This window comes from Thermovibrio ruber, from assembly GCF_055380895.1.
On sequence record NZ_AP042397.1, the window covers coordinates 893,171 to 910,000 of the forward strand.

General features: G+C 42.5%; 19 protein-coding genes and 2 tRNA genes (1 of these 21 running past the window's edge). 9 read left to right on the forward strand and 12 right to left on the reverse strand.

Annotated features, from left to right (window positions below):
- Positions 1–12: 12 nt before the first annotated feature.
- The 5 genes from ACZ424_RS04745 to ACZ424_RS04765 are packed head-to-tail and all read left to right on the forward strand — an operon-like array spanning position 13 to position 4,988.
- Entirely contained in the window at positions 13–771 is a 759-nt protein-coding gene (locus ACZ424_RS04745) for a radical SAM protein (RefSeq protein ID WP_464903852.1), read from the forward strand.
- Positions 749–2,308 carry an anaerobic ribonucleoside-triphosphate reductase gene (gene nrdD, locus ACZ424_RS04750; protein WP_464903853.1) on the forward strand — a complete coding sequence of 520 codons (1,560 nt, stop codon included), beginning with the start codon at positions 749–751 and terminating at the stop codon, positions 2,306–2,308. Before ACZ424_RS04745 ends, nrdD (ACZ424_RS04750) begins: the two co-directional genes overlap by 23 nt.
- A complete protein-coding gene (gene nrdD / locus ACZ424_RS04755; RefSeq protein ID WP_464903854.1) occupies positions 2,298–2,825 on the forward strand; it encodes an anaerobic ribonucleoside-triphosphate reductase in 528 nt (175 codons plus the stop codon). The genes nrdD (ACZ424_RS04750) and nrdD (ACZ424_RS04755) overlap by 11 nt, the downstream gene beginning before the upstream one ends.
- A gap of 49 nt (positions 2,826–2,874) precedes the next feature.
- Positions 2,875–3,939 (forward strand): L,D-transpeptidase family protein, encoded by a 1,065-nt coding sequence (locus ACZ424_RS04760; RefSeq protein WP_464903855.1) that lies wholly within the window; start codon positions 2,875–2,877, stop codon positions 3,937–3,939.
- On the forward strand, positions 3,909–4,988 hold the full coding sequence (locus ACZ424_RS04765) for a M99 family carboxypeptidase catalytic domain-containing protein (RefSeq protein WP_464903856.1): 1,080 nt from the start codon (positions 3,909–3,911) through the stop codon (positions 4,986–4,988). Before ACZ424_RS04760 ends, ACZ424_RS04765 begins: the two co-directional genes overlap by 31 nt.
- A gap of 230 nt (positions 4,989–5,218) precedes the next feature.
- On the opposite strand, the gene ACZ424_RS04770 is transcribed toward ACZ424_RS04765, so the two are convergent.
- The 3 genes from ACZ424_RS04770 to ACZ424_RS04780 form a co-directional block, all read right to left on the reverse strand.
- Positions 5,219–7,093 (reverse strand): deaminase, encoded by a 1,875-nt coding sequence (locus ACZ424_RS04770; RefSeq protein WP_464903857.1) that lies wholly within the window; start codon positions 7,091–7,093, stop codon positions 5,219–5,221.
- Between the two features lie 245 nt (positions 7,094–7,338).
- Positions 7,339–7,698 carry a hypothetical protein gene (locus tag ACZ424_RS04775; protein ID WP_464903858.1) on the reverse strand — a complete coding sequence of 120 codons (360 nt, stop codon included), beginning with the start codon at positions 7,696–7,698 and terminating at the stop codon, positions 7,339–7,341.
- An 8-nt stretch (positions 7,699–7,706) separates the two neighbouring features.
- Positions 7,707–7,862, reverse strand: coding sequence for a hypothetical protein (locus tag ACZ424_RS04780; protein WP_464903859.1), 156 nt, complete (start codon positions 7,860–7,862; stop codon positions 7,707–7,709).
- Between the two features lie 152 nt (positions 7,863–8,014).
- Here ACZ424_RS04780 and mobB point away from each other — a divergent pair, with 152 nt between their 5' ends.
- Positions 8,015–8,695, forward strand: a complete 681-nt coding sequence (gene mobB / locus ACZ424_RS04785; RefSeq protein ID WP_464903860.1) for a molybdopterin-guanine dinucleotide biosynthesis protein B — start codon at positions 8,015–8,017, stop codon at positions 8,693–8,695.
- Positions 8,696–8,799: 104 nt separating this feature from the next.
- Here mobB and ACZ424_RS04790 read toward each other — a convergent pair whose 3' ends face one another.
- The 3 genes from ACZ424_RS04790 to ACZ424_RS04800 all read right to left on the reverse strand — a co-directional run bounded on the left by ACZ424_RS04790 (position 8,800) and on the right by ACZ424_RS04800 (position 10,320).
- Complete coding sequence (locus ACZ424_RS04790) at positions 8,800–9,993, reverse strand: porin (protein WP_464903861.1); 1,194 nt, start codon at positions 9,991–9,993, stop codon at positions 8,800–8,802.
- A 131-nt stretch (positions 9,994–10,124) separates the two neighbouring features.
- A tRNA-Leu gene (locus ACZ424_RS04795) sits at positions 10,125–10,211 on the reverse strand.
- Between the two features lie 33 nt (positions 10,212–10,244).
- Positions 10,245–10,320: transfer RNA gene (locus tag ACZ424_RS04800), tRNA-Phe, on the reverse strand.
- 121 nt (positions 10,321–10,441) lie between these two features.
- Here ACZ424_RS04800 and ACZ424_RS04805 point away from each other — a divergent pair.
- Positions 10,442–10,855, forward strand: coding sequence for a bacteriohemerythrin (locus tag ACZ424_RS04805; protein WP_464903862.1), 414 nt, complete (start codon positions 10,442–10,444; stop codon positions 10,853–10,855).
- Here the strand turns inward: ACZ424_RS04805 and ACZ424_RS04810 are convergent.
- Positions 10,830–11,198, reverse strand: coding sequence for a holo-ACP synthase (locus ACZ424_RS04810; RefSeq protein ID WP_464903863.1), 369 nt, complete (start codon positions 11,196–11,198; stop codon positions 10,830–10,832). The genes ACZ424_RS04805 and ACZ424_RS04810 overlap by 26 nt on opposite strands.
- Before the next feature lie 5 nt (positions 11,199–11,203).
- Positions 11,204–11,938, reverse strand: coding sequence for a pyridoxine 5'-phosphate synthase (locus ACZ424_RS04815; RefSeq protein WP_464903864.1), 735 nt, complete (start codon positions 11,936–11,938; stop codon positions 11,204–11,206).
- Between the two features lie 51 nt (positions 11,939–11,989).
- Here ACZ424_RS04815 and ACZ424_RS04820 point away from each other — a divergent pair, with 51 nt between their 5' ends.
- Both ACZ424_RS04820 and ACZ424_RS04825 read left to right on the forward strand, forming a co-directional pair.
- Positions 11,990–12,316 carry a prepilin-type N-terminal cleavage/methylation domain-containing protein gene (locus ACZ424_RS04820; RefSeq protein WP_464903865.1) on the forward strand — a complete coding sequence of 109 codons (327 nt, stop codon included), beginning with the start codon at positions 11,990–11,992 and terminating at the stop codon, positions 12,314–12,316.
- Complete coding sequence (locus ACZ424_RS04825; protein WP_464903866.1) at positions 12,294–12,845, forward strand: prepilin-type N-terminal cleavage/methylation domain-containing protein; 552 nt, start codon at positions 12,294–12,296, stop codon at positions 12,843–12,845. The genes ACZ424_RS04820 and ACZ424_RS04825 overlap by 23 nt, the downstream gene beginning before the upstream one ends.
- Here the strand turns inward: ACZ424_RS04825 and ACZ424_RS04830 are convergent.
- The 4 genes from ACZ424_RS04830 to ACZ424_RS04845 form a co-directional block, all read right to left on the reverse strand.
- Positions 12,835–13,785: a ribose-phosphate pyrophosphokinase gene (locus ACZ424_RS04830; protein ID WP_464903867.1), complete on the reverse strand. Its 951-nt coding sequence runs from the start codon at positions 13,783–13,785 to the stop codon at positions 12,835–12,837. The genes ACZ424_RS04825 and ACZ424_RS04830 overlap by 11 nt on opposite strands.
- Before the next feature lie 12 nt (positions 13,786–13,797).
- Positions 13,798–14,454, reverse strand: coding sequence for a ribulose-phosphate 3-epimerase (gene rpe, locus ACZ424_RS04835; RefSeq protein ID WP_464903868.1), 657 nt, complete (start codon positions 14,452–14,454; stop codon positions 13,798–13,800).
- An 88-nt stretch (positions 14,455–14,542) separates the two neighbouring features.
- Positions 14,543–16,624, reverse strand: coding sequence for a hypothetical protein (locus ACZ424_RS04840; RefSeq protein ID WP_464903869.1), 2,082 nt, complete (start codon positions 16,622–16,624; stop codon positions 14,543–14,545).
- A gap of 18 nt (positions 16,625–16,642) precedes the next feature.
- Positions 16,643–16,830 carry the 3' portion of a hypothetical protein gene (locus tag ACZ424_RS04845; RefSeq protein ID WP_464903870.1) on the reverse strand. The gene runs 142 nt beyond the window's last position, so only the last 188 of its 330 coding nucleotides appear in the window; its start codon lies off the right edge, out of view — the gene reads right to left on this strand; the stop codon is at positions 16,643–16,645.

Sequence of the window (16,830 nt, forward strand, 5' to 3'; positions counted from 1 at the left end):
GCACTGAGGAACTTGGTTAAGCTTGCCAAGGAGCTCCCCTCCCCTCTTCTATCCTATATTGACCTCTACAACCAGTTAGAGGAGTGGAAGGTGGAGCTCTCTCCCTTTTTATCTGTTGACACTCCTATAACTTTCAGAGACCAGCCGGGTGTTATGTCTGCACTTCTTTACACGAACTTCCAACTGTGTAACCTCAACTGCTTTCACTGCCACAACAGACACCACTTTAAAGGGAAACCGAAGTTTATGAGCTACGGGGAGCTCTCCTCAAAGCTCTCAATGTTCAAAGCCTTAGGAGTAGAACTCATAATAGTTTCAGGAGGAGAGCCGACTTTAGAGGAGAGGTTAGAAGAAGGACTTTCCTTTATTAAGGAACGGGGTTTTCCTGTAAGGCTTGACACAAACGGAACAAACCCTGAAAGACTTGAAAAATTGATAAAGAATCAGTTAATAGACGGCGTAGCCTTAGACGTAAAAGTTCCACCTTTAGATGAGTATACCCCCTCCCAACTGAAACGCTTTAAGAGAGTTCTCTTTTCAAGGGACGACGTTAATGATTTATTAGTTCTAAAATATTCAAATCTTATAAAACAAACAATAGAGATAATAAAGAAATACTCCCCTCCGTTCATCATCTTCAGGACTGTTGAGTACCCTCTCCTAACAGAAGAGGACAAGAGGGCAATTAGAGAGGAGCTAAAATCTCTTCCACACCAGTTTAACCCCTTCTACCCTGTGGAGGAGATTAATGGAGAACAACAAGTACTTTAGGCTCATAGACCTCTTCATAGACAACGATGACGTCTCAAGGAACAACGCAAACTTCGTAAGGGGGATTCCCGTCCTTGAACACGTTGTCGTCGGTGAAGTAATGAAGGATTACCTCTTTGACGTTATATACGAAGGCCTTCCGGTAAGGGTTCACCACGAGGAAGGGTGGGCATACCACCACCAAACCTACAGACTTTCAGCCTACTGCATAGGTCTATCGGCCAAAGACATTGCCTATTATGGCCTCCAAAGTAATGCAAAGAACGAAAGGAGGGCAGCTCCTCCAAGAAGGCTGGAAACCCTCTTTATGCAGTGTGCAAACCTCATATGTCTTGTAGCACAGGAAGTAAGCGGTGCTACTTCGCTAAACGACCTCTCAACCGTTGCAGCAGGCTACCTCTACTACCTGGAGAAGGAAGGAAATAAAAGCTATTCAGACTACGACCTTGAAAACCTTTGGCAGGAATTCCTCTACAACATAAACCTTCCGTTTAGAAGCGGAAACTCCCCGTTCTCAAACATAACTCTTGACTTCGGGAAACCTAACAGCAGGCTGAAGAACGAGCCTGTGGTCTACGCAGGAAAACTCCTTGATTTTACGTACAGCCAGATCCCTTCTCACTACTTTGACAGGATAAACACGGCATTCATAAAGGCGATGAGGCGGGGGGATGCAGACGGAAACCCCTTTACGTTCCCTCTCGTAACTGTAAACGTTACCGAGGACTTTGACAAGGACAACCCTGCCTGGAAGCTCCTTCTAAAGGAGAGTGAATACTTCGGAGGCTTCTACGTCCAAAACTACCTGAAAGAACCTTTTGAAAGGCCAAGCGTATACAAGGAGAAGAACCCCTACATAAAACCCTTTGACGAGGGAATGATTTATAGCAACTGCTGCAGAATGCTTTTCGACATTTCACAAGTTGAGGCCGTTACCGGTTCAAACCCGTTCCACTCAGGAAGCGGAGTTGGGGGAGTCGGTGTTTACGCAATAAATATGAACAGGCTCCTGTTCCTTGCAAAAGACGACTTTGAGTTCCTAAAGAGAATGATTGATTACACCATGGACGTTGGAGCTAAAGCTCTTCAGAGGAAGAGGGAGTGGCTCAGAAAACACTGGAATGACCTGTTTCCATACCTCTCTTTCTACCAGAAAGATGACAGGTCACTGTTTAACATCTTCTCGGTAGTTGGAGTTCACGAGGGAATGGTAAACGCAGGGTTTAAGGAAGGCCTCTTCAACGACGATGCCAAGAATTACGCCCACCAGATAGCACAGTACCTCTACGAGAAGCTCCACTACTTTATGGAGAGGGACAGGGTTCTATACTCTTTAGAATATGCTCCCAGTGAGAACGCAGCCTGTAAGATGGCACAGAAAGACCTTTCCTTTGCAAAGACTTTGGCTGAGATTATGGAAGGTAGGAAAAACTTTAAAATATCTAAAGACCCTGTCCTTAACCGGTTTATCGAGGAATCTATTAAGAAATTTGGAGAGAAAATCTTTGACGTTGTGGAGGTAGCAGATGAGGACTAAGGTAAAACCACGGATATTTGTAAACGGAGACCCAGAAACCGGAAGGGTCTTTTTAACCTCCGGATTTCAAGCTCCTTTTCAGGAAAAGGATTTGTTAAAACAGATTGACGTTAACTCACACTTTCAGTCCTACGCAACCGGCGGGAGCATAATGCACCTCTTTACTGCAGAGGAGATGACACCAGAAGAGCAGGAGAGGTTAATCTTCAGCATTATTGAGAACTTCCCCATACAGTACCTTACGAAAACTCCTTTCCTTACAACCTGTAACAGCTGTAAGCACAAGATGGTTGGAAGAAGGACAAAGTGTGAATACTGCGGCTCAGATGACGTCACCGTATGGTCAAGGCCTATCGGATACTTTAGGCCAGTTATGAGAAAGGGAATAGACGAAAACTTTAAGAAAGCTAAATACCTGTTCTGGCTCTCTGGAAGGATAGAAGACTTCTCTACAAGAAAAGAGGTAAAGAGAGAGGATATAGAAGAGATAATTGATGAAATTTCTTCAGGAATTTAGAGATCCCCTGATGTAAAATAGGCTCTACACTTAAGGGGAGCAGAAACTGATGAGGATACTTTTACTCTCCTTTCTCTTTCTCTTAACATTCATTTCCGGCTCCTTTGGAAAAACACTTGAAGAGATAATAGCCAACATCGGTTCCTTCACGCCTCAGGAGCTCCAGAAGGAAATTAACTCCCTTCCTCAGGAGGAAAAGCTTAAACTTCAGCTCCTCCTACTTACATACGCAGGAGAGAACGGGAAAGTGAAGGAGCTCCTCCAGAAACTCTACGCCGGAAAGTTGGTTTCAAACGTTTTGGAGCTCCCCCAAAACCTTCCAGCAATCCTTGTTGATAAAACCAACGAAATTCTCTACGTAGTGAAGATAGACAAAGGCGTTCCTTTTATAGTTAGAAAGTTCCCCTGCATTACAGGAAAACGACTGGGAGACAAGTTAGAAGAGGGAGACCTTAGAACCCCCGAAGGAATCTACTTTCCCCTTTACTGGAAGGCAAACCTCCCTCCAATTTACGGAATTGGAGCCTTCCCTCTAAACTATCCCAACCTGTTAGACAGGAAAATTCTCAAACGGGACGGACACGGCATCTGGATACACGGAACAAACAACCCAAACAGACCGCCTCACAGCACAAACGGTTGTATAGTCTTAAAAAACGAATATCTAAAAATTCTCAAAAAACTTATTGTCCCCAAAAAAACACCAGTAATTGTAGTTTCCCAACTAAGCTATGCAACAAAAAAAGAATTTTTATCAGAACAGAAATCTTTAATTAATTTTATTCTTCACTGGAAAAGAGCCTGGGAAAACAGTCCAAAGGATATAGAACCATACCTTAACTGTTATTCAAAGAGTTTCGTTTGGGAAAAAGGCAACTACAGAAATTGGGTTAACTATAAGAAACGAGTAACGAAGTTCAAGAAATGGATTAAGATTAGAATATCAGACCTAACAGCAGCAAAAGATGGAAGAATACTCAGTTTTGGAAACCTTTACGTTGTAAGAATGAAGTTAAACTACAGATCCAACAATTACACTTCCATAACGAACAAAATCCTCTATATTATAAAAGAGGGGAACAAATGGAAAATCTTAGGAGAAGAGAACTTATAAAAGCTCTAATGGGAGCTCCCCTCATCTCACTACTCCCCTTTAACGCCCTCGCCAGCCAGAAACCGTACAAAGTTCAGATAGAGCTCCCCCCTTTTCCAATTCAAGATACCTACCTCAAAGGGGAAAAGAAAGGAGGAAGGGTTCTAATAGTTGGAGGAATTCACGGAAACGAGCCGGGAGCTTACAAGGCTGCAGAGATACTTAGGCACGTTAAGGTAAAAAGAGGAGAAATTTTCATAGCTCCCCGCATGAACTTTGTCTCTATCCTTGCAAACAGGCGGGGATATAACGGCGATATGAACAGGAAGTTTGCCTACCTTTCACGAAAAGATCCAGACTACGATAGAGTTAAGTGGCTAAAAAACTACATAAAAGAGGTCAAGCCCGACATCCTCTTAACCCTTCACGACGGTTTCGGTTTCCACTCAGTAAACCCAAAGTCGTGGGGACAGTGTATCGTAATAGACGAGGAAAGATACAAAAGTTTTCAGCTCGGAAAACTGGCAAGACTCGTTTCAAAAAGGGTTAACAGATTCTTTACAAAAAGGGAGTGGAAAGTCCCCGTTTACAACACCCACACGTTTTCACCAAAAACAAAACACCCTGAACAGAGGAAGTCCTTAACTTATTTCTGCTTGAAAGAGGCAAACGTTCCGGCAATATGCCTTGAAACTTCTAAACAAATGCCAACGTTAGAGCTAAAGGTCAAGACACACCTTCTACTTCTCAAGGAGTTCTTTAACCTCTACAGTGTAGAGATAGAGCCGGACTTTGACTACATAGTTTCCAGATTCCTTAAGCCTAAAGTTCTCTACTCTGTAGACTTAATCATCAACGGAAGGAAACTCTCTGTAAGCTCCTCAAGAACGTTCAAAGTTCCAAAAGGCAGCCGTGTAGAGTTTTTATCCTTCCACGGAACTGCCGGGACGAACGCAGTTTCTCCAGACGTTAACATGAACCTGAGGAAAATCGGAATAAGAAGGAGAATATCCTTTGCCGTAAAAGACGACTTTAAGACTATCTTTAATCTAAGGTTCGTAGTTGTTTAAAGTTTAAATAACTTAAGAGCCTTTAAAATAATTCTCATGATAACTATCGGCTCCGGAGAACAACCAGGTATATGGACAAAAACGGGAACCGCCGTTAAAAACGGATAGTGTGCGATATTTTGTAGTAGTGAATGGCTTTTAGAAGCCAGAGAGGAGATTCAGGAAATGTTCCTCAGGAGGTATTCCTAAATGGCTTACACAAAATTATTGACACAACCTAAACGGTCGTTTTATTTATCATCTATGATACGTTTAATCTCATCCTTCCTTCCTAATATAGGAGAGTATAACTTAAAGTAAGCTTCTCTTACAGCTCCACTAAACATTTCAAAGATTGGTTTTTCTTCTTCAGGACCTGATTGTAATGTGTGAATTGTGGATATATCTGGGTAAGCATCAATGTATACTACCCTTTTTATTTTTAATTGCATAATTTTTTTGGAACATAATTGACAAGGAGAATCAGTAGTATAAAGTGTTCCATCTTTAACTGAATGTCCACCTACTTTTGCAATCTGTAGAAATGCATTTTCTTCAGCATGTAAAGCTCTTTCTCGTGTAGGATTTTTAATATTGAGTTCCGTTTTAATCCTTTCAATTACATATCTGTCTTTAGGATATTTTTTCTTCAATTTTTCTAAATTTTTATTATTCTCTATTTCATTTTGTTCATCCTTAAAACAAAAAGGATAATGTATAAATTTATCATATTTTTCTTTTTCATCTTTATATTTATTTTTCATATGACTTATAAAGGTATCACTTCTTTCGTAATCGCTAAATAATATTTTATTTTCTTTTTCTTTATTTTCAGTTTCAAATAAATCCTTAGGAGTCCTATATACACAAGGAATATGATTTTCAGGTACATCATTCCATCCAAAACCCCTAATATATCCATCATTTCCTATAACAACAGCTCCAACCTGCCTGGATATACACCCTGAGCTATATCTTGCCGTAAGAGCAACTTGCATAAATCTTTCATCTGTAGTAGGGGTAAATAAAGCTGGATACCTTATCAATGATATATACTTTATTAATTGATAATACAATAAATTCTTGTAATGAGTATTATTAAAGTCATTAAAGTCATTATTTATAAAAATATCTCCTTTGCCTATACATGCATTAATATTTTGATCTGCTTCGCTTTCTGCAGATTCTTCAAAAGATTTAATATCAATATATTCATCTTCTGAAAGTTTAAAATTATTAAATATTCTCTCTTTTCTAACTTCCTCACTTGATAGTATTGAAAACAAGTAAAATGAATTATATTTATGTTTGAAATACTCTATTTCATAAACATTTCTTAAGGCATCTATAACAAAAAATTTTTCATTACTATTTTTTCTATAAATTTCGATTATTTTTGCAATAATCTCGGGAATTATGAATACATAAGGTAAATTTTTAGTTAATCCAAATTCATTAATTAAACATATACCTGAATTCGGAAAGGCTTCTCCTTCACTTCTGATAAATTTACCTACATTCTGAAATAATTTTGTATAACTTGATCTCTTATTGACATGCTGATTCACAAAGTTATTTATTTCTTCTAAAAATTTTTTTACTTTAAAATCTTTATTATCTTTACTTGGAATTTCATTTACAAATTCTTCTATTTTTAAATTTTCTATATCTTTTTTAATTTTTTCGATTTCTTCAGCTTCCTTATCCCTATTAATATTAAATATATCTTTAATTAAAAATTTATTTTCTCCAAACTCTAATACACTTTCTAATAAGTTTTCAGTATACTTTTTCTTCAAAGAATACAAGAAAATAATTAATAAAATATTGGATACCCTAATATGGTTGAATTTTTCCCATCCCTTATTATTATAGAACCACATTATTCTCCTAGCTCTATATTGTTCTAAATCATCAAACATATTTAAATCCTTGATATTTTCTTCTACCATTACAAATTTAAGAATATCTTCATAATTTATTTTTTCTTGCGATAAAAATTGAGCTGTAGTTGTACATCCACTTCCGACAGAACCAGTTAAACCAATAATAATAAAATCCTCTCTTAATGTTTTTATAATGTTATTAATGTTATTCTTGTTATTATTATCTATTGGTTTTTCCATCCTAATACTCCTATATAATTTTAGGATTTTTAAATCTATTTTTTTACAATGGTTGTGTCAATAATTTTGTGTAAGTCATTTAGAAATACCTCCTGAGAAACATTTTCTGAATCTCCCCATTGACTCTAAGGTTTGCTTTACCACTTCTTTAACTAGGCCTGGCAAAATCCTCTGTAGTCCCATTTTTGCCTCCTGGAGTTGATATTTGTAGGGTGTTCCCCAGGAGGTTATCCCTTTTCTCAAGTTTACACAAAATATCGTACAATATCCTCCCCGTTGTCAAGGGCGGCTGAACCGAGGCTCGCTATTCCTTCACACCTGTTGACAACGTTTCCGTTGGCCTTCTTGGTTATAAAAGTCCTGTCCTTGGTCTCCTTAATTCTACGGGCAATCTGCTCTATTGCCCAGTCCCAGCTTACTTCCCTCCACTCGGAGGAACCAGGAGCTCTGTAGAAAGGTTTTGTATGCCTCCTCTTGTTCTCGCTACCTGCAAGCTGTCTGAGAGTTGCACCTTTAACACAGAGAGCTCCCCTGTTAATAACGTGGTCGGGGTCTCTCTCAAGGTTTATCACCTTGTTGGTGTGGGGAATAGAGTGGACCAGCATTCCGCACCCTACGGCACAGTAGGGGCATATAGTCTTGGTCTCCTTGCCTTTGTAATCTTCAGCTCCTCGGAGTTCGCCTTTGCAGGTTTTAGGTTAAGGCCATGGGTAACTGCTGCCGTAAAATCCCCCGTCGCTTTGAGCAATTTTCTTCTTGTTATTCCCATGGCTACCCTCTATTAAACGATTCTTTATACTTTTTACTTCTTTAATCCCGAAAAGTGAATATTAGCTTTTTTTTATAAACTGTAAAACAAATACTTGATTGGAAACTTGAAACTAAGGGTTATACTTAACTGAAGTTAAAAGGGGGTCTCAAATGGTTCCGGTCATCTCTTTCATCGGCTACCACAACTCGGGGAAGACAACAGTTGCAACAAAGGTCGTTAAAGAGCTCAAAAAAAGGGGATACTCGGTAGCAGCCCTGAAGTCAACGAAACACAGGAAACTGATAGAAGACACTCCCGGAAAGGACTCTTACAGGTATAAGAAAGCTGGAGCCGGTGCCGTCGGCATCGTTTCCCCCGACGAACTCGTTCTGTTTAAAGAGATAGACAGGGACAGCCTTAACCTTCAGCTCCTCTCTTTTCTCCTCTTTGACGACTACGACATCGTTATATGCGAAGGCTTTAAGAGAGCAGACGTTCCGAAAATAGAGGTAGCGAGGAAAGAGCTGAACCAACCTCTGCTGTTGAAACAGGTAAACAGAGTAGTAGCCATCGTTTCAGACTTTCCCGTTGATGGGGTTAAGAACTTTTCCTTTGACGAAGTAGAAAAACTGACAGACTTTATTGAGGAAACGTTCATAAAAAGGAGGGAAGACCAATTTCCAGACGAGGTGGAGCTCTTTGTAAACGGAAGGAGGATTCATATAAAGCACTACGTTAAGGAAACGCTGAGGGAGATCCTCTTCGGCTTTGTAAAGCCCTTAAAGGGAATTGAATACCCCATTGAGAAAATAGACGTGAGAATCGTTAAAGGGAGGGGAAAAAGCTCCTGATTTTTCGGGGGAGCTCCCCCTCCAACTCCAAAAATTCCTCCCAAGCTACCTTTCCACTCTCAATAAACGTGAAACGAGCTAAGGCCGAAAATCAGCAGGTTTAATTAGAAGAGTAGCTGAAACTCAGTTACAAACAGGTTGTTATCAATTTCCTTACCGTGTCTCTCGTTAGCCCAGGTGTAAGAAGACCTAACTGCCGCCTGCCAGCCGTTTATGAGGTAGTAGAAGCCAACTGTTGTGTAGTCAACGTCGTTCTTGTCGTCAACGTCGTCGTTCGGGTCTAACCAGGAGTAGCGGCCGACGAGGTGAACTTTCGGGAAGAATGGAAGGCCGTAGTCAAACTGAGCGTAGTATCCTTTAGCGTTTCCTAAAGAGACCTCTTTCCCGTCACTATCCTTTCCATCTGTTGGGTTATCGTAGAGGTAACCTGCTTCAAGGGAAAGGTTATAAGGCTTGAGTTTAAGTGCTGATTCAACGTCAATTAAGTGTCTTTTAACGGAAGATGCTCCGTACTTTGTGTAAACCATCTTTGAAGAGTCATCTGTTCCCAAAACTGTTCCTACTCTTAACCTCCAGAAGAGTGAGTCGTTGTTGACGGGGACTGTATCAACGGCGAAGGTGTAGAGGTATTTTTTATCTTTGTTGTAGTTCTTATCAGAGCTCCACCCTTCACCGTTAAAAACTCCTGCCGTTAACTTAACTCCCTTAAAGGGTCTATACGTTGCAGAAACCCCAATTTCTCTCCATACGGGAGCAATCTTGTTCACTGCAATAGGCCTTTCAGGAAGCCAAAGCTTCGTTCCGCTCTTTAGGTACGACATAGAGACAGGAGTTTTAAACTGTCCCATTTTTACTGAAAGGGGAACTGAGTCAAAGGAGTACTTAATGAAGGCATCCCAGAGCTCTACTTTGCTGCTCCTATCTGCCCTAATCTGAATACCGTATCCAAAGTTGTCGTTGAGCTTACCCTTTACATTTAACCTTGCCTTTCTAACGGTGAAACCATTTCCCAGATCTCCGTAAATAGACTTTCCACCGTTTTCGTCTATGTCCTGAGTTTGAGAAAACCTAAAAAGAACTCTACCGCCAACTTTAACCTTCTCAGTCTTCTTCCTTAAAGGAACAACTGCAGCTTTTTTGTAAAGGAGCTCTTTCAACTCTCTATTTTCCTTCTCAAGCTCCTGAACCTTTTTCTCAAGCTGCTGAAGTTTCTGAAGTATCTCTTCGTTTGAAACTGCTTGGGCTTGAGAAGACGAGGCAAGAACGAGAGAACTGAGAACGAGAAGTGCTTTCCTCATACTCTCCTCCCGAAATTGAAATGCGTTTATATCGGATTGATATTTTACATATCAATTGAAGAAATAAAAAATTTCTATGAAATAACAGAGGAGAGGAGATCACATACGGGAAAGATAATTTTTCTTAACCGTGGTGCCCGGGGCGGGAATCGAACCCGCACGGCCTTGCGGCCCCGGGATTTTAAGTCCCGTGCGTCTGCCAATTCCGCCACCCGGGCTTTTTGTTTTTAATTTGGCGGGGGAATAAAAAATGGTGCCGAGGGGCGGAATCGAACCGCCGACACGAGGATTTTCAGTCCTCTGCTCTACCAACTGAGCTACCTCGGCCTGCGCTATGGAAATATAAGATAGCCTCAAAAGAGTGTCAACTGTTTTGACATATCTCATTTTTTTTACGGCCGGAAATCTCCATACTTTTTTGGTAAGAAACCAAACTGAGGAGAAATTCATGGCCCTTATAGAAAAGAGGGAGCTCCCCTTAGTTCCCTACCAGGGAATGAACGTTGTCCACGAGAGAGAGCTTGAGATACTGAACAGGCTTTACGACGCCTTAGAGGAAAATAGAAGTGATACTGAAATTGAACAGCTGTTAAACGAGTTTCTGAAAGACGTTGAAGAGCACTTTAGCTACGAAGAAGACATGATGAGAAAGGCTCACTTCTTCGCCTATGAGTGCCACCACGGAGAACACAACAGGGTAAGGGAAGAGCTCCGCTCTATTAAGGAAATGAAAAACCGGCAGGAACTTAAGAGATACTTTGAGGAAGTGTTTAAACCGTGGATATCTGAACACATCTTAACTATGGATACGGTAACTGCCCAGTGGCTCATAAGAGTTATGGGGGGAATCGGAGCTCTATAACGTTTACAACAGCTACGGCAAACTCCCTTTCGTGGGAGATTGAGTAGAGGAGCTTCAGCCAAGGGGAAAGTTTCCTAACTGAGAGGATGAGCTCCTTTCCTCCACCTTTTACAGAAACGTCTTTAACTCCAACTCTATACCCTGCCTGAGACAGAGCTTTAACTGTAGCTTCTTTAAGAGCAAACCTTGCGGCAATGCAGCCCGGGAGCTCCCCTCTCCTCTTCTTCAGGCAGTAGTCATACCCTTCAGGAAGAACCTTGTTCAGGAAACGCTCTCCAAAATGGTCAATGAGCCTTTCAACCCTCTTTACAGAAACGATATCAACTCCGACACCAAGAACCATTAAGCTTAACCGTTTATGAGTTCTTTCATTTTCTCAACAGCCTCTTTAAGACCAAATAGGATAGCGTTTGCAACTATTGAATGGCCTATGTTGAGCTCTTCAATTTCCGGAATCTCTGCAACTGGCTTAACATTTTTGTAGGTAAGTCCGTGACCTGCGTAAACCCTTAAGCCAACCTCTTTCGCAACTCTGGCGGCCTCTCTAAGTCGGCGGAGCTCCTTTTCTGTCTCCTCCTCATCATTCCTTGCAAAGGCCTCTGCGTAGCGGCCGGTGTGGAGCTCTACGGCATCGGCTCCGAGTTCAGCTGCAGCCCTTATCTGATTGGGCTCAGGGTCTATGAAGATGTTAACCGTTATTCCGGCCTCCTTCAATTTCCTTACTACCTGCTCTATCTTCTCCCTCTGAGAGATGACGTCAAGCCCACCTTCCGTTGTTATCTCCTCCCTCTTTTCGGGAACAAGTGTAACTTGGTGGGGCTTTACAGATAGGGCTATTTCAACCATTTCGTCTGTTGCAGCCATCTCAAGGTTCACCCTTGAGTGGATAAGCTCCTTTATGAGCTTCAAGTCCCTCTCGTTAACGTGCCTTCTGTCTTCCCTTACGTGGAGGGTTATCTGGTCGGCACCGGCAAGGTCTGCGATAACCGCGGCGTGAACGGGATCTGGCTCAAAAGTTCTCCTTGCGTTCCTTACGGTTGCAACGTGGTCTATGTTAACACCAAGTCTTACCTTCTTTCCCATTTTACCCTCCTAAGTTTCGGCTTAAAGTATAAAATATCGCCGGAGGTTTACGTGAGAAAAGGTTTTACACTCTTAGAAGTTTTAATAGCAACTGCAATAGCCGGAATGGCCTTCGGAACGTTCATCGTTTTAGCCGGAAAGAGCGCAGACTCTACGGATCTATTCCTTAAAACTACCCTTTCAACAGTTGCGGCCAACAATTCCATCAACTCAATAATTCACGGTGGAAAGAGCTTTAACGGTAAAAAAGTAAACCTTTTAGGCTATACGGTAAAGGTAAACCAAGACTTTGAAGACCTTACGGGATTTAGAGTTGTAAAAGTTGAAGCTGGAACGCCAGACAGGGGAGTTTTAGTTGAACTCTACGAAGCCCGTTAGAGGTTTTACCCTCATAGAGCTCCTTTTGGCAGTGGCCATCTCTGCCTTTTTAATATCAGTAACCTACGCCTTTTTCTCCGCAGTTGAGAAGACGGGAAAGGCAGCAGTTGAGAACAGTCAGTTTCAGGCCTTTGTTTCACCTATCTTCTACCTGTTTCAGAGGGACATTGAATCAATAAACGAAAACTACGGTGGCATCTCTTACGCAAAAGATACAGACGGAAAGTTCCGCTGGATAGAGTTCTACACTGAAAACTGCTACTACTTTCCGGGAATATGTAGAGTCAAATACTGGATATACAGAAACGAAGAGAAAAAAGAGAACTGGTTAATAAGGACGGAGCTCCGTCTCAACACGACAAACAGCATAGGGATAGACGCTCCGGTCTCGTCAAAGGTTGCAGACTTAGAGGTATACCACCTATCCGGCGGAGACTGGGTTAAAGGAGTTGGTGGAAAACTGATTAAAATCGTCATAAAATCAAAAAGGGGGAAGGAACTCCCCCTCGTATTCGTTATCAGAACTTGAACATCTGGCTGATAGATTCTCCGTAGTGGATCCTCCTGATTGCCTCTGCAAGCATTCCAGAGACTGATAGGACTTTAACTCCTTCAAAATCCTCAGTTAGTGGAATGGTGTCGGTTACAACAACTTCCTTTATAAAGCCCTCTTTCACTGCGTTAGAGAGCCTCTCAACTGCAGGACCTGAAAAGACTGGATGTGTGCAGGCAGCGTAAACCTCAGTAGCTCCTTTCTCCTTAATAGCTTTTGCAGCGTTAACGATAGTTCCTGCCGTATCTATTATGTCGTCAATTATTATCACCTTCTTACCCTCAACCTCTCCTATGATGTTCATAACCTCAGAAACGTTCGGCCTCGGCCTTCTCTTGTCTATGATCGCAATGGGAGAGCCAAGCACTTTTGCAAAGTTCCTTGCCCTTGCTACTCCTCCGATGTCTGGAGAGACAACTACAGTGTCTTCTCCTCCCATACCGAGCCTTAAGAAATAGTCGGTAAGAACAGGCCTTGCCTCAAGGTGGTCAACTGGAACGTCAAAGAAACCTTCAACCTGTTTCGCATGAAGGTCAACAACAACAACATGGTTAACCCCAACCGTTGTTATGACGTCTGCAACAACCTTTGCGCTGATCGGATCTCTCGGATTAACCTTCCTGTCCTGCCTTCCGTAGGCGTAGTAAGGAATAACCGCCGTAATTCTTCCTGCTGAAGCCCTTTTTAAAGCGTCAGCCATTATGAGGAGCTCCATAATGTTGTCGTTTGCAGGCCTGCATAGGGATTGAATGATAAAAACGTCACAATCCCTAACGCTCTCGTTTATCACAACCTGAATCTCCCCGTCGCTGAACCTTCCGACCTTTACATCTGCCAGTGGCACTCCGAGGTTTGCAGCTACTTTCTTGGCAAGCTCAGGGTTTGCAGTTCCCGTCATAAGCTTCACCTGTTTCATGACCTCTCCCCGCTAATAGTTTTTGAGAATATCCTTAAACGCCTTAACATTGGCGGAAATGTCGCCTCTAAACACGGCAGAGCCGGCAACTATCACGTTAGCCCCGGCTTTCAAAACTGAATCAACGTTTTCCACCTTTATTCCGCCGTCTACCTCTATAAGGAGCTCCCCGTTAAGCTCCTCTTTCATCTGCCGTAGTTTCTCTATCTTCCTTACAGAGGTTGGGATAAACCTCTGGCCTCCAAACCCCGGGTTAACAGACATTATTAGAACGAAGTCTAAGTAGGGAAGAATCTCCTCTAAGAAGGAAACCGGAGTTGAGGGGTTAACAACTATTCCTGCCTTTGCTCCTAACTCTTTTATCTGCTCAACTATTCTGTGGTGGTGAACGGCAGCCTCAAAGTGGAAAGAGATCCAGTCTGCCCCAGCCTTTATGAAATCGGGTATATACTTCTCCGGCTCAACTATCATCAGGTGAACGTCTAACGGGAGCTCCGTCACCTTCCTGATAGACTCAACTACTGGAATTCCTATGGTTATGTTTGGAACAAACCTTCCATCCATTACATCAACGTGTAAAAGGTCTGCTCCCGCCCTTTCTGCTTCCTTTATGTCTCTCTCAAGGCAGGCAAAGTTGGCTGAAAGGATAGATGGGGCTAACAGGGCCATAATCTCCTCCGTGTGGCCAAATTCTAACAAACAAAAAAGGGGGCTTTAAGCCCCCTTAACTATTAAGTTACTGTCTTAGTTATAAGGTTTAATCCCTTTTCCTTCTTCTTAGGAAAGCAAGGGGTAGAAGTCCTAAGAGTGAAGAGAGAGCTCCGCCAAATCCAGGAGCCGTAGAGAGAGAACAGCCTCCTCCACCTCCGCCACCTGTAGTGGTCTGCTGTTGTTGCTGTTGCTGTTGCTGGTTAGACGAAGTCTCTTGGCCGTATCCCATCTTAGCCAATTCTTCCTTAACGTAATCAGCATAATCAACTTCTGTTGGAGCTCTATCAATCTTCTTGTCAAAGTAAGTAGCGTTCTCAACCTCAGGATCGTACTTGAAGTAGAGAGGTGTTGTTCTTGTGAAAAACTCTCCCGTCAAGACGTCAGACCTTCCTCCGTGACAGTCGGCACAGGTGAGGGCTTCAAACGCCGGCCTTATGTTGTGGGTCATTGCAAAGGCATCTGTTGAAGCCGCCAATTTTACGACGATATCGCTCTTTCCAGTTGCGGATGAGATGATCTTCTGAAGTGTATTGATAGCTGCTTCAACTTCCTCTTTTGTATTGATTTCAGGTGTTCCGTCTGGAGAGTCACTGTAGAGACCCGTATCGTCCTTAATCTGAACATCCACTCCTTCATCATACTGACCGTTTAGGTTAACATCTACATAGTTGGGGAGAGCTCTCCAGAGCATCCACTCACCTGAATTGAGATCAGAATCGTTTGCAATAACAGATCCTTTCTTCACCTTGAAAGTAAAAATTCCCTTATCTCCACTTCTTACAGGCTTATGAGTCTGAGGATCTACCTTAATTAAGATGTATTTAGTCGGAAGGTTTACATCAAGCCTAAAGGCTTTAGCTAAATACCTTGCAAGAACAGGCTTAAACTCTCCTTGTGAATTGTCCTCAAAGTAGAGAACCCCCATTGCGTTAACAGATTTCAGCTTCCAAGTAACTTTCCCAGTTTCTGGGTCTCTTTGGGGGAACCATGCTACATCTGGCCACTTTCCATTCTGTGGGTCACCGTAGAGGTATCCGTTCTTGTCAAGTCCTTTGAATACAACGTTGTCTGCATTCCCATTTACTACCCACAGTGGAAGTGTCCAGTCTATTAGCTTAACCCTATAGAAGTACTTCTTCCCTATGTGACAGGTAGTGCAGGCAATCTTGTCCATATGCTCCTTTGCTGCAGGTCCAAAGCGCCAGTGGAAGTCGGCAGGGTTTGTGTGGCAGTTTTCACACTTTGCAGTTCCCGCCATCTGATGCCACATAATACCGTGGGCAGGCCCTGCGTTACCCTTTGCAAAGTCGTGGGACGGGGCTAAAACAGAAATGTTAGGGAAGTAGCCGGTTCCGATGTAATCATGTTTAACGGGAGCATGGCAGTCTACGCAGCCTTTAACGTTTTGCTGACCTACGTGTTCAGCCCACTGGTGGACTTCAACGTTCTTAGGAACACCGTTTGCGTCTGTAGCATTGTTGTCAAAGTACCAGACCTTAGCTTCCTTCATGAAGTCTGGCTGAACGTATTTAGGGTCTTTAGCCTGAATTACAAAGTCCATTGGTGTTATCTTTCCATCACCGTTTATATCGTCCCAGCCGCCACCGTGGCACTGGCCACAGTGCTTATCCTCCGCCCTTCCTATCACGTTGTTGTCTATCTGAAGGCCGTTTGTGCTGTTATCAACGTCTAAAGAGGTATCGTAGTTGAACGTTTTATCTGAATTTTGAGTAGCCATTCCGCTGGCTGCCGTGTCAGCTCCTGCAAAGTAGCGACTAATGACCGCCATCCGGAAGTTGAGGATACCGTTGTGGCTCTCTATTGATTGAAGTTTAGAGTGACAAAGGAAACAGGCTGGAGCCATTGTGTTGTTTATTGTCTGGTCACCAACTTTAATTTTCCACTCAAATGGTTGAAACTTGCCGTTTTCAAAAGTTACATAGTCTCCAGGAATTACTCCACTGTTCAACTCAGCTTGAATTTCGGATAGGGATTTTTCGTAAAGGAATTTATCTTCTCTATCCTTCTCCATTGGACCGCCACCAGGGTGGCACATTCCACACTTTCCAGCATAGTCTGGAGTTGTAAGGTCAACAGTTCCAGGGTTTGTTCCCTTTTCAGGCGCCAACTGGCGGTAGGCTGGTGGTCAGAGCTTTCCGTACATTCCCATATCAAGTTTTGTCAGCTCCTTTGGAAGACCGTTGGCAAATTGGTTGTCTCCGTACTTGTTGTAGTAGTTCTTCTCATAAATGTCTTTTGAGAGGATTACAAGCCTTCCCTGTTGGAAATGGTACGCTGCAGCTATGAAGTCAATGTCGTGACAAGCACTACAGC